Annotated in this window: 11 protein-coding genes; 7 read left to right on the forward strand and 4 right to left on the reverse strand. The window is 40.5% G+C overall.

Annotated features, from left to right (window positions below):
* The first annotated feature begins 83 nt into the window (after nucleotides 1-83).
* The 3 genes from K7G97_RS01880 (at nucleotide 84) to K7G97_RS01890 (ending at nucleotide 4,607) form a co-directional block, all read left to right on the forward strand.
* Nucleotides 84-407, forward strand: a complete 324-nt coding sequence (locus tag K7G97_RS01880; protein ID WP_223041225.1) for a nucleoside triphosphate pyrophosphohydrolase — start codon at nucleotides 84-86, stop codon at nucleotides 405-407.
* Complete coding sequence (locus K7G97_RS01885; protein ID WP_223041226.1) at nucleotides 404-2,719, forward strand: DEAD/DEAH box helicase family protein; 2,316 nt, start codon at nucleotides 404-406, stop codon at nucleotides 2,717-2,719. Before K7G97_RS01880 ends, K7G97_RS01885 begins: the two co-directional genes overlap by 4 nt.
* 85 nt (nucleotides 2,720-2,804) lie before the next feature.
* On the forward strand, nucleotides 2,805-4,607 hold the full coding sequence (locus K7G97_RS01890) for a DUF262 domain-containing protein (protein WP_223041227.1): 1,803 nt from the start codon (nucleotides 2,805-2,807) through the stop codon (nucleotides 4,605-4,607).
* Between the two features lie 134 nt (nucleotides 4,608-4,741).
* Here K7G97_RS01890 and K7G97_RS01895 read toward each other — a convergent pair whose 3' ends face one another.
* Both K7G97_RS01895 and K7G97_RS01900 read right to left on the reverse strand, forming a co-directional pair.
* A complete protein-coding gene (locus K7G97_RS01895; protein WP_223041228.1) occupies nucleotides 4,742-5,053 on the reverse strand; it encodes a MazG-like family protein in 312 nt (103 codons plus the stop codon).
* On the reverse strand, nucleotides 5,050-6,684 hold the full coding sequence (locus K7G97_RS01900) for a DUF2075 domain-containing protein (protein WP_223041229.1): 1,635 nt from the start codon (nucleotides 6,682-6,684) through the stop codon (nucleotides 5,050-5,052). The genes K7G97_RS01895 and K7G97_RS01900 overlap by 4 nt, the downstream gene beginning before the upstream one ends.
* A 145-nt stretch (nucleotides 6,685-6,829) precedes the next feature.
* Between K7G97_RS01900 and K7G97_RS01905 the strand changes: the two genes are divergently transcribed.
* Nucleotides 6,830-7,681, forward strand: a complete 852-nt coding sequence (locus K7G97_RS01905; RefSeq protein ID WP_223041230.1) for a P-loop NTPase family protein — start codon at nucleotides 6,830-6,832, stop codon at nucleotides 7,679-7,681.
* Nucleotides 7,682-7,720: 39 nt separating this feature from the next.
* Here K7G97_RS01905 and K7G97_RS01910 read toward each other — a convergent pair whose 3' ends face one another.
* Nucleotides 7,721-8,188: a hypothetical protein gene (locus K7G97_RS01910; protein WP_223041231.1), complete on the reverse strand. Its 468-nt coding sequence runs from the start codon at nucleotides 8,186-8,188 to the stop codon at nucleotides 7,721-7,723.
* Nucleotides 8,189-8,334: 146 nt separating this feature from the next.
* Nucleotides 8,335-8,766 carry a VOC family protein gene (locus K7G97_RS01915; RefSeq protein ID WP_223041232.1) on the reverse strand — a complete coding sequence of 144 codons (432 nt, stop codon included), beginning with the start codon at nucleotides 8,764-8,766 and terminating at the stop codon, nucleotides 8,335-8,337.
* A gap of 221 nt (nucleotides 8,767-8,987) precedes the next feature.
* On the opposite strand from K7G97_RS01915, the gene K7G97_RS01920 reads away from it, so the two are divergent.
* The 3 genes from K7G97_RS01920 to K7G97_RS01930 all read left to right on the forward strand — a co-directional run bounded on the left by K7G97_RS01920 (nucleotide 8,988) and on the right by K7G97_RS01930 (nucleotide 12,470).
* On the forward strand, nucleotides 8,988-10,001 hold the full coding sequence (locus K7G97_RS01920) for a LacI family DNA-binding transcriptional regulator (RefSeq protein WP_223041233.1): 1,014 nt from the start codon (nucleotides 8,988-8,990) through the stop codon (nucleotides 9,999-10,001).
* A 204-nt stretch (nucleotides 10,002-10,205) separates the two neighbouring features.
* A complete protein-coding gene (locus K7G97_RS01925; RefSeq protein ID WP_058703541.1) occupies nucleotides 10,206-11,513 on the forward strand; it encodes an ABC transporter substrate-binding protein in 1,308 nt (435 codons plus the stop codon).
* A gap of 60 nt (nucleotides 11,514-11,573) precedes the next feature.
* The gene (locus tag K7G97_RS01930) at nucleotides 11,574-12,470 is read left to right on the forward strand and encodes a carbohydrate ABC transporter permease (protein WP_023466912.1); all 897 of its coding nucleotides are present in this window, start codon (nucleotides 11,574-11,576) and stop codon (nucleotides 12,468-12,470) included.
* Nucleotide 12,471: the final 1 nt, after the last annotated feature.

Raw genomic sequence — 12,471 nt, forward strand, 5'->3', positions numbered from 1 at the left:
ACCTCCTCTTATAAAAATACATATGTACGATACCGAGTGATTCGACTCGGATATCCCTCAACCCTTCTAAGGAGTGAATTGAAATGCCACTTTATCATAAATTAGTTCGAGACGCGATTCCAAATATCATCGACCAAAACGGAAAAAAAGCAACGTTCCGAACGCTGAATGAACATGAATTCCTAGTGGAAGCGAAAAAGAAATTACATGAAGAACTGGCTGAATATGAGGAAGCGACGACGGACGAAGACGCTGTCGAGGAGTTAGCCGACTTACTGGAGCTGATCCAAGCGTTAGCGAAGACACATGGCGTGACAGTCGATGAACTGGAAGCCGTCCGGGCGAAGAAACAGCAACAACGCGGCGGCTTCGAAGAACGCCTCTACCTGATCGAGGTCGAGAATTGATCCCGGAAGCGAAGCTGACGACGCATCATTTATATGACTCACTCGTCGAGGCCATTGATCAGGCAGAGGAAGTCTATATCGTCGCAGCGTTTGCTCAGAAATCAGGCGTCGCCTTGCTCGTCCCAGCGTTTCGTCGTGCCTTGCAACGAGGAGCCGAGATTCGGCTGTTGATTGGCGACTATCTACACATCACCGATCCAGAAGCACTGGCGCAGTTGCTTGCGCTTGATGGGTTGTCAGTTCGCTTTTACCGGTCAGGCGGACGTTCCTTCCATCCGAAAGCGTATCTGTTTCGAAACGCAGAGACTGGTTTATCAATCGTCGGTTCGTCGAACATCTCGAACAGTGCGCTTCGGTCCGGTATTGAATGGAACGTTCATTTACCACAAGCCGTCGCACCACAAATCCTTGATGATGCAATCGATGCCTTCATGGATCTTTACCTCAGTGAATCGGCAGAAGAACTGAATCCGATTGTCTTAGATGCTTACCGTCAAGAGTACGCGGCACGTCAATATGTCGCGGAACCAGAAGTCGAGTATGACGAAGGAACCGTCGTCGTTGCACCAGAAATCCTACCACACCGGGTGCAGGAAGAAGCGCTCCAAGCATTACGGGAAACGATGGAAGAAGGGCGGACACGTGCGTTGGCGGTGCTCGCGACTGGATTAGGGAAGACTTACCTCAGTGCGTTCTTTGCGGGAGATTTTACACGAGTTCTGTTTCTGGCACATCAAAAAGAACTATTACTGCAAGCAGAGCGTTCGTTTCAAAAAGTCAATCCGGCGTGGAAGACCGGCTTTTATATCGGCAGTGACCGGACCGTCACGGAGACGACGGAGATCGTCTTCGCTTCCGTCCAGACGTTGGCGCAAAAGCGTCACTTGGACCGTTTTGCAACGGATCAGTTTGATCTCATCATCGTCGACGAGTTCCATCACGCGGCAGCAACGAGTTACAAAAAAATTATCGATTATTTCACGCCCCGTTTTTTGCTTGGTCTGACGGCGACACCAGACAGGATGGACGGTGCGGATGTCTATGCGATCTGTCACCATAATGTTGCGTTCCAGATGCACTTCACGGCAGCGATTGCTGAAGGCTTTTTGACGCCGTTTCATTATTACGGTATTCATGACACGATCGACTATTCCCAGATTCGACGAATCGGTAGGACCTATGATGCGTCGCAGCTCGAGCATCGACAACTTGATCGAGACGTCGCAGATAATATCTATCATTCGTGGGAGAAGCATCGGCAAACGAAGACGATCGGCTTTTGTTCGTCAATCAAGCAGGCGGAGTATCTGGCGCAAGTATTCCGGGAAAAAGGAACGACGACATTTGCACTGACTGGGCAGACGACCAATCGCACAAAGTACATGCAAGCATTTGAGCAAGGAGAAATCGACGTCCTCTTTACCGTCGATTTGTTCAACGAAGGTGTCGATATTCCGAAAGTGGATACACTCCTGTTCTGTCGTCCAACCGAGTCGGTCGCCATCTATACGCAACAAATCGGACGTGGCTTACGTTTAGCGCAAGATAAATCGCACTGTGTCATCATTGATTTGATCGGGAACTATCGTAACGTTGAGACGAAACTGAAACTGCTCGGGACGATGAAAGAATCGTTCAAGCGAGGCGAAATAGAACCGATTACGCCACCGCCCGGCTGTGTGATTGAGTTCGATACGCGAGCACTGGAATTGATTCATCGACTACGACAACCAAGCCAGCGGAAGTTACGACTGATTGAACAATATGAGCAAATCAAATATGAACTCGGTCGTCGACCATCGTATGCTGAGATCGGGGAATATGCGGCAATTCCGCAAGGCTATAAACAAGAATGGGGCTCTTACGTTGGGTTCTTGAAAGAGCGTCAGGAGTTATCAGGCGAGGAGATTGAGGCGTACGATTCTAATCGAGAATTGATCGAACAGGTCGAAAAGACAATTATGAATCGAAGTTATAAGATGGTTGTTCTGTTAGCGATGCTTGAGCGGGGAGAAGAGCGTTGGATGGAGCCGATTACGGCCGAAGAAGTAGCACCATTCTTTTATGAGTATCTGCATGCGGAGAAGTATCGGGAATTGAAAGATGCACAAACGGCAGAGTTAAAAGGAGCATTTAATAAACATAAAATAGAGCGCTTATTAATAAAACAGCCAATGTCTAAAATTGGACCACCATTTGTCTATAAAAATTATCATTTATCAGTTTTAGTTTCATTAAAATTCCCAAATGAAATTTACAAAATAATACAGGGGATAATTAATTATAGATTAACAAATTACTTTTTTAATTGAAAGATAATAAGATAAAATTCAATTATTAAAGTTCTATAAAATTTTTAATCGTTATGATAAATAAAACGTAATTGAGGAGAAAAAAATGAACATAAACCCTGAATCAAAGCCCATTTCTGAAATATTTTCTATTGAAGGAAGAACAATATATAAAATTCCGATATACCAACGCAATTATTCATGGAATGACAGTAATATCGAATCACTTTACAATGATGTAATCAACGAAGAATCTGGATACTATCTAGGGAATTTACTTGTAACTCCTTCTCAAAATAAAAATGAATTTGATGTTGTAGATGGTCAACAGAGGCTTACAACAATTGCTCTGTTTTTATTAGCGATCTATGAAGAACTAAATAATATTGATGACAAGAACTCTTCAAAAGTACAAAGAGAATCTATTTATTCTTTAAAAACAGATATTAAACGAAAACTAATAGGTTATGAAAATAAACCAAAATTAAAATTACTTGAGCCGGATGCCGGAATTTTTATGAATTATCTTCGAGTGTTTGAAGATAAAGATAAGGGTAAATTCGGAAATAGAACCTTTGGAAAACGTTACAAATTTATTCAAAGTCTTATAAGTATTGGTAGTATAAATGATTTGGATGAAATAGAAAATTTCTACAAAAAGTTAAATAATATAGAACTATTAAGAATCACAGTCAATGATTTAACCGATGCTTACTCAGTTTTCATTTCTTTAAATGCTAAAGGACTTCCTTTGACACTAGTTGATTTATTAAAGTCATATTATCTAAGTGAAGCAGTCGAAGATATTGGAGATAGTAACGCTTTAGAAGAGTGGAATAAGCTAATTCATATTTTTTCTAATGAGAATGGAGAAACAAATATTCCTTCAATAACACAATTTTTCCAAAATAATTATGATACTTTTGAGAGTGATTCTACGTCTTCAATAACTAAACAAGCTTCCCTTAGAAAGTATGAGAAATTATTCAAAGAAAAGAAGTATAAATATATGCAGACATTATTAATTAACGCAAAAATTTTCTCTAATATTATTCCTAAAATAAAAAGTAGCGATGAATTATTTTTTAATGAGAATCTCCAAATTAAAATCAAACAATTATCTAAACTTGAAACATCTCCAATATACCCTTTAATGCTATTTTTATTAAAAAAGCTAACTGAGAATAAAATTTCTGAGAATACATTAACTTCTATTTTTGATTATTTAGTGAGTTACTATGTTCGTAGAAATATTGTGCTAAAACCTAAATCTTCAAACATTCGTGCAAAAGCAATACAGACTGTTCGCCAACTTGAGAAAATCGAAGATAACTTAGATAATATTGCTTTACTCACAATAAAAAATATTCTAAATCCTATAAAAGTAAGTGACGAAGAATTTTTAGTGAGATTAGATGAATCTGTATATGATACTTCACCACAAACAGTTCGATTCATCTTAATAGAAATTGAAAGAAAATATGGAAACTTATTTAATAAACAATATAAGGATACATTAGATGATTATGAGAATGGGAAACCTATTTGGACGCTAGAACACATCTTACCGCAAAATATTAATCTTAAGAAATCATGGAAGCAAATGATTGCTCCGGATAATATAGAAAACGCTGAAAATCTTCAAAAAGAAAATATGCATAGAATAGGAAACATTACTCTTACTGGTTATAACTCTGAATTGAGTGATAATGATTTTATAGAAAAGCGTGACTATAGGCCAAAAGGATCTCAAGAGTATACAGGATTACGTACCAAACTATTTATAAATAAATCTATCATTACTGATGAATTAACAGGAAATTTAAAAACATCTTGGACCATACAGGATATTGATATTCGTACAAAAAAATTAGCGGATTTAGTGTTAAAAGTTTTTTCTATTGATTAATTCAATTGAATATTTAAGCACAATGAAAAAATATAGCTAGGATAATAACGAGCTTTTAGTGCTATATTTTTTCATTGTTAGTTTTTATATGATCTTTAAAGAAAGTATTATAAGTGTAATGAATTTATAGAATTTTACTCCATTTTATCGATCTTATACTTTATTTTATTTTTATTGATTTTTTCTAAGATAATATCTTCAATGTTTAAATTTAACTCGCTACATAATGTCAGCGCGTAAATCAATACATCAGCAATCTCTTCTTTAATATTTTCTTCATTTTCTTCCCAAGCTTCTTCACTTGTCTTCCACTGAAAAGCCTCCAATAACTCAGACGCTTCGATAGATAAAGAAATTGCTAAGTCTTTAGCGTTATGGTATCGCCTCCAATTCCTTTCATCCCGAAAGTCATCGACTTTTTTTATTAAAGATTCAATTTCATTCATGAGTCATTCTCCTTTAGCTGTAATAGACATTTTCGCAATTGCAGATTTGTAGCATAAAGATAAAGTCCTTTTACGCCTCGCTTCATCAAAACATTTAATGAGTTTAAAATGATGTCTTCTTTTGCCTGTTCATTTTCTGATTTACTTAAGTCCTGACGCGAAATAAAGGCGCCTTTATCCTTATAGTGCGTAGAATCAATGACTAGCTTCTGAGTCTCTTCGTCATATTGAATGGAAGGACCAAGCACAACACCTACGTAATTTAAATCAAATCCTTGAATTGTATAGATTGATCCAATTTCATTTATCGTTTCGGGTTGTTCTGCCCACGTTATATTTGAATAACTACGATTCCAGGGAAGGTTGATGCCATCCTCGTCTACGTAATAGTCAGCACCATCTTTTTTATGAAGATAATCAAAGGTTGATACCATTCTTGAAAGTCCATATTTTTGATCTTTTTGAAAAATTGCTTGTTTGAATGCTTCGGGATCTTCGAAGATTTGAAAGTCATAGTTAGAGTCTGATGGTAGTGGTAGAATCTCTCGTTCTACAAAACGATTGATCCAATGTAATGTTTTTTGACTAGCTTGCATTCGAAATTGCTTGGATAATCGTAACGTTTTCGTTGCAAAGGGACCTACGATTTCCTCAAGAGTAGTACGTCCCCAGTGGCTCTTGATTTTTAATACTTGTTTAGGATCAAAAATTAGAATAGTGACTTTACTACGTGTAATGATTTCGTTCAGCTGATTTTTTTGATGAAAGTTGTTATACGTATCTTCTTTTGTTAAGAGTAGGTGTGCTTCATCAATTAGTACAATGTCTACCATTGTGTTTTGATTACTCAATGTATTTATGAATGGTGTAGGTTTTTGAAATTGTTTTTTCTTCAGGTTCGGTAAGCTTCCCGCAATCGATTTATACGTTTTTAGCATTTCACTATGATTAACAAGTAAGTAATTGTCTGTTTGATAAAGAGCGGAACTTGTATCTTTCGACAGGTCCTGGATTGTATTGAATAAAGAACTAAGCAAAACACTTTTGCCTGTCCCGGCATCTCCTTCAACAATAAATACATGATGTCCTGATTGTGTAATATTTATTTTGCAGTATTCTAGTATTTCTTGTTTTACTTCGAGTTGTTGCTCAGACAATTCACGATATGGAGAAAGTTTATAAACATCTTTATTGCGTAGGTGTTCAAGTGTTCCTTTAGCAATGCTTTCTTCACGCAATCGTTGCCAAATGTTTTCGAAGACCGTCTCATTAAAAAAGGACTTTTGATAATAATTATGAGTATAGCGAGAGGCTGTTTGACTGACGTTCTGCAACTTATAATGGCCGTCAGCAATCAGAAAGTTGATCAAATTAGACTCTATGTTATAAGTGGCTGATTGGTTAAACTGCTCGTGTCCAATTAAAATTGTTTGATCAAGTTGTTTACGTCGAGAATCTTTTAAATGGGATTTTAATCTTTGGTTTTTTTGAACCGTTTGCCCTACATATGCTTGTTCTTTAGTTGAATTGTACAATAGGTAAACGATTGGATAATCGTCTATAAAATGCGAACGTGTACTGATTACGTCACTATAAGTAAATTTAAGTTTTTCGAAATAAAGATTTTTCACTGTATGAAATCCTCTCAAGGTAATGATAAATGATTTGAATCACATGTAATATAATGTAATTTACATAATTGAATAATACTATAAATTGTAATCTATATAGCATTTGAATTTTAAACATGCTATTTATTCAGGAGGAAAAGGACTAATGACAAAATTATTTATAGTCGAAGGACTTCCAGGTTCAGGCAAAACAACAACAGCTGAAGCATTAACTCGTTTACTACAAGAGAAAAAAATAAACACGTGTCTTCATATAGAAGGAGATCTCAACCATCCTGCAGATTATGAGAGTGTCGCTTACTTAACGATGAATGAATGGATAGACTTTCAAAGTAAATACGCTTCACTCGATGTCTTACGATTTGCTGAGTTGTTCAATGACTACGTGCTAATATCGTATCGTCAGTGGCAGTCAAAACAGGATGTTCCTGAAGCAGTACTTGCGTTTCTGCAAGCAAGAGATATCTATGAACTACCATTTGAGTTACATCAGTCATTGATCTTTAAAAAGTGGGAAGAATTCGTCTCTCAAGCGTTAACGATGGATACAACATATGTTTTTGAGTGCTGTTTCTTACAAAATCCATTGACGATGGGGCTCATCAAATACGATCTACCGGAAGCGACGTTGCGAGCGTATATTGAACGCATAGCGACGATTATCGCACCGTTACAACCCGTTCTCGTTTATGTTGATCAAACGGATGTAGAAAATAGCTTTCGTAAAGCATTAAACGAGCGTCCGACAGAATGGGCGGATGGATTTGTATCCTATTACACTGAGCAAGCATATGGTGTGAATCATTCGTTATCAGGAGTGGAAGGGACGATTATGATTTTACAGGTACGGCAAGCACTGGAGCATCAGTTGTTCGAATTACTTCCATTAAGAGTAGAGGTATTCGGAAATAAAGATTTTTCAGTAGAAGCAAGACAAGCTTGGTTAAAGCAGTTGATTCAGTCAACTGTAAGTTCGACTTCTTTAAGCGAGAGCTAACTAAAAGGCGATTCCAAGTCACGGAATCGCCTTTTATCATTATGACAAGTTCTCGATTTTTTCGAGTAAATCATCCTCGTATTTTTGATCAGACATCACCTCGACGAGCTGATAAAAAGATAAAGCTGCTTGTTTAAAAGCTTGAATGAAGTCTGATGTATTATAGACTGCTTCTTCTTGATCAATAGTTAATGATAATCGATTGTTATTTACTTTTTTCAAACACACTTCAATAGGTGTGTTCGGGAAATAGAAGGTAGCAGATCCATCCTCTAGACAGTTTTTCAAAGCGTCTGCATAGTACTGCCACAGTGGTGCAAGTTCATCTGAGTGATCGGCTCCTTGTATGATTTCATTCTGGGCAAAAGAAATTGTACCGTCTAAATTTAAAAAGCCATCCTCTAACCAATCCTCTTTTTGCTGAATGTACACTTGAATGCGATCTTGTTCTGTGATGTTCACGTGTTTCTGTTCATTTTCTAAAAAGATAAAGGTTTGGATATCCATAAAGTACGCTCCTTAATTCATTAGAAGTATCCTCTTCATTTTAATCCATAAAAAATTTATTGTAGAAATTTGAATGGATAGAGAGAGTGGGGCGGTATGTTACTCATGGAAAAGACGACTTTTGTAATAAAAGTCGCCTGAAAATATTAAGTGGTAGGCACTTCACTCACTACATGATTGACTTGCCACTGGACACCAAATGCATCTTCGACGATTCCGTAGGCTTCACTCCAGAATGTCTTTTGGATCGGCATGATGACGGTGCCGTCTTTTGCGAGTTGATCAAATGTCTTCTGTAACAGATCCACGTCAGATAAGTGGAGTGCCAAGGTAACATTCTGACCAATCGTGACCGGATCATGTGGCATTGCGTCTGAGAACATTAAGCGGGTACCATGAACGATCAGTTCAGCATGTAGAACAAGTGACTGCATCTCTTCTGGATAGGGCTGACCGTCAGGACCGGGACCGGGTCCGAACTCCATGATCTCCGGTAGTTCTTGACCGAAAACGTGTGCATAGAACGTCAGTGCCTCACGCGTGTTGCCGTTAAAGACAAGATACGGATTAATGGGCATGGGAAAGCTCCTCTCTTTAAAAAGGCGAAGTAAGTTTCTTTAAGTATACCAAACATTTGTTCGCGTTAAAAGAAAAATCGAACTCTTTCTGCATTGAATTCGGTATAAATGATAACGTTTTCATTTTTTCTGATATTTATAAAAAAATAGGTTGCAACTTCCAAAGAGAGTTCGTATACTAAATTTATCGAAAGCGCTTTCGGTGAAATGGAGTGAGTAGCATGGGAACAATTTATGATTTAGCGAAGATGACCGGTTTTTCGATTACAACGGTCTCAAAAGCCTTAAATAATTATTCGGATGTCAGTGAAAAGACGAAAGCAAAAATCGTCCAAGCAGCAGCCGAGATGGGATACTTACCGAACGCGCACGCCCAGTCGCTCTCGACGAAACGTTCGTGGACGATCGGTGTCATGTTCTCGGAAGCACATGGCGTCGGAATGATGCATCCGTTCTTCAACGCGATCATTGAGAGTTTCCGAAAAGCAACAGAACAACAAGGGTATGACCTCATCTTCGCATCGCGGAACTTACGCAATCGTGATATGAGCTACCTCGAGCATTTCCGACACCGGGCAGTCGACGGCATTGTCGTCATCTGCTCCGATCAGATGGACCAGCACGTCCAGGAGTTGATTCAAAGCACGATTCCAATCGTCGTCGTCGACATGGACAGTGCCGATTGTAGTGTCGTCTACTCGGATAACATCACCGGTGGCACACTCGCCGTCAATCATTTGCACGAACTTGGTCATCGGTTGATTGCCCACATTGCAGGGGATACGTCGACAGATGCCGGAAGAGCGCGGATTGAAGGCTATCAGCAAGCGATGGAAAAACTTGATTTGCCGATTCCGGGCGGTTATCTCGTCAACGGCGGATTCTTTTCCGGGGAAGAAGGAAAGCGGGCAATGAACGAGTTGCTGGCATTACCTGAACGACCGACAGCAGTCTTTGTTGCTGGGGATGAAATGGCAATCGGTGCGATTGAGGCGATTCATGAAGCCGGGTTACGGATTCCGGAAGACATCTCAGTCGTTGGGTACGATGATATCTACATGTCGCAGTACATCACACCGAAGCTGACGACGGTCCGACAAGATACGGAAACGATCGGTCAGCATGCAGCATCAGTCTTGATTGAACAGATCGTCAACAAAAAACGGGTCACGACACGCGATGTCATTCCGGTCAATTTGATGGTTCGTCAATCGACAGGTCCAGTACCTGAATAACACAATCGTTGTTTCGGAATCGCTCTCGCTCGTTGTCAGTGAGGAAAAGCGAGAGCGATTTCGAAATCATTTTTTATCACTTTTTCCGAAAGGGCTTTCGGGAATTTTCTTTAAAGCCTTTTCGAAAGCGCTTTCGATATTTTTGGATAACAAATTGAAACCGCTTACCTATAAGCGGAATACTTAACAAAAGGATGAGATGAGATGAAGAAGCAATTAGTTAGCGTGTTAACAGTCGGTGCGTTAACAGCAAGTGTCCTTGCTGGATGTTCAGGTAGCAGCGAAGAAAAGACGAGCGGCGGGAAAGACGTCTTAAAAATCTGGTCGTTCACAGATGAGTTAAAAGAGCCCATCAAAAAGTTCGAAGAGAAAAACGGTGTCAAAGTCGAATTGACGATCGTGCCGATCGCCGATTACCCGACGAAATTGAAACCAGCCCTTGAGAGTGGCGTTGGAGCACCAGACATCTTCACAGGTGAGATCGCGTTCCTCAAACAGTGGGTTGATGCCGGATACTGGGCGAACCTCTCTGAAAAACCGTTTAACGCAGACGAAGTCAAAGATGACTATATCCCGTACGTCTATGACATGGGGAAAGATAAGGACGGCAACGTGCGTGCGCTGTCATGGCAAACGACACCAGGTGGCGTCTACTACAAACGCAGCATCGCGAAAAAAGTCCTCGGCACAGATGATCCAAAAGAAATCGGCGGCATGATGGACTCGATGGACGGCGTCTTCGAAGTCGCTGAAAAAATGAAGAGCAAAGGCTACAAGATGTTCCCGGATGAAGGATCAATCCGTTGGTTCGCACAAGGAAACGACCCACAACCTTGGGTCAACGATAAGCAAGAGCTCGTCTTGACGCAAGACAAGAAAGATTACATGGATTACGCAAAAGAGCTTCGGACGAAACAATACACAGCACTTGCACCAGAATGGTCACCATCATGGTTCGCAGGCATGGATAAACCGGTCAAAGTCAAAGAAAACGGTAAAGAGACTGAAACAGAAGTCTTCTCTTACGTCCTCCCGACATGGGGTCTTCACAGTGTCCTCAAAGAAAACGCGAAAAAATCAGCGGGTGACTGGGCGGTCACAAGCGGACCGAGCCCATACTTCTGGGGCGGTACATGGTTAGGTGTCTACAAAGATTCGAAGAAACAAAAGCTTGCGTATGATTTCGTCAAGATGATGACGCAAGACGAAGCGTTCTTAACAGATTGGGCAAAAGAAACAGGTGACGTATTAGCGTACAAACCAGTTACTGAAAAAATCAAGACAGACTTCAAAGATGAGTTCCTCGGCGGACAGAACAACTATGAGTTCTTCCTTGATCAAGCAGATAAGATCACACCAGGGATTGTCACGAAGTATGACCAACAGCTCGATACATTGTACGGTGCATCGGTCATGGAATACGTCCAAGGTAAAAAATCAAAAGACGAAGCACTTGCTGAGTTCTACAAAAAAGTCAAAAACGCGTATCCGGACGTAAAAGTACCGGAATAAGGAGAGTAGGTGGGGCGATCCTCGCCTCACCTCTTCTTGTTTAAGAAAGGGGTTTGACCTGTGAAAAAACTTGATCGCCATGGGTATCTGTTCATCGCACCGTTCTGGATTGTCTTCTTGATCTTCAGCATCTATCCGGTTGCCTTGACTTTCTATTACAGCTTTACGAACTACACGGGCGCTGAAGGCGAACAACTCGTCGGACTCGCGAACTATACGCGGTTACTCGGGGATACGTACTTCATCGAAGCGTTCTTTAACACTCTGAAGATTTGGGGGCTGAACTTCATCCTTCAGATCGGCGGCGCTTTACTACTCGCCTTATTGTTCTCGGATCTCCAGTTGAAACTAAAAGGACTTGCCTTCTTCCGGGCGACGTTCTACTTACCGAACTTGATCACGATCAGCTCGGTCGCCTTATTGTTCGGTATCTTGCTCGACTGGCAGCATGGTTCACTGAACATGATGTTGATGAAAATCGGAATCATCTCGGAGCCGATCAACTGGTTGACGCAACCGGTGACGGCACAAATTTCCGTCTCGCTCATCCTGACATGGATGTGGCTCGGGCACTCGTTCATCGTTGTCATGGCAGGCGTATCTGGGATCTCGAAGGATTACTTCGAAGCAGCCTTGATTGACGGAGCGACACGTTGGCAAATCTTCTCACGCATCACGTTGCCACTCTTAAAACCGATTTTGCTCTACATCATGATCACGTCCTTGATCGGTGGTCTGCAATTGTTCGACCTGCCGATGTTGATCACGGATGGTGTCGGTGCGCCAGACGGTGCCTTGAACACGATGGTGCTCTATCTCTATAACCAAGCTTTCAAATACAACAACTATGGCTACGCCGCTGCTGTCGCATACGGACTGTTTGCCATCACGCTCGTCTTTTCAATCATCGTCTTCAAAGGGATGTTCCGAAAAGAACGTTCGCCGAAAGGAGCCTGAC

Origin of the sequence: Exiguobacterium acetylicum (genome assembly GCF_019890935.1) — a bacterium.
Taxonomy (GTDB): Bacteria; Bacillota; Bacilli; order Exiguobacteriales; family Exiguobacteriaceae; genus Exiguobacterium_A; species Exiguobacterium_A abrahamii.

Bases quoted from the DNA above. Each gene is read 5' to 3' on its own strand.
- K7G97_RS01890 (WP_223041227.1), top strand. From the start codon at position 2,805: ATGAACATAAACCCTGAATCAAAGCCCATTTCTGAAATATTTTCTATT.
- K7G97_RS01910 (WP_223041231.1), bottom strand. From the start codon at position 8,188: ATGGATATCCAAACCTTTATCTTTTTAGAAAATGAACAGAAACACGTG.
- K7G97_RS01920 (WP_223041233.1), top strand. From the start codon at position 8,988: ATGGGAACAATTTATGATTTAGCGAAGATGACCGGTTTTTCGATTACA.
- K7G97_RS01925 (WP_058703541.1), top strand. From the start codon at position 10,206: ATGAAGAAGCAATTAGTTAGCGTGTTAACAGTCGGTGCGTTAACAGCA.
- K7G97_RS01895 (WP_223041228.1), bottom strand. From the start codon at position 5,053: ATGAATGAAATTGAATCTTTAATAAAAAAAGTCGATGACTTTCGGGAT.
- K7G97_RS01880 (WP_223041225.1), top strand. From the start codon at position 84: ATGCCACTTTATCATAAATTAGTTCGAGACGCGATTCCAAATATCATC.
- K7G97_RS01915 (WP_223041232.1), bottom strand. From the start codon at position 8,766: ATGCCCATTAATCCGTATCTTGTCTTTAACGGCAACACGCGTGAGGCA.
- K7G97_RS01905 (WP_223041230.1), top strand. From the start codon at position 6,830: ATGACAAAATTATTTATAGTCGAAGGACTTCCAGGTTCAGGCAAAACA.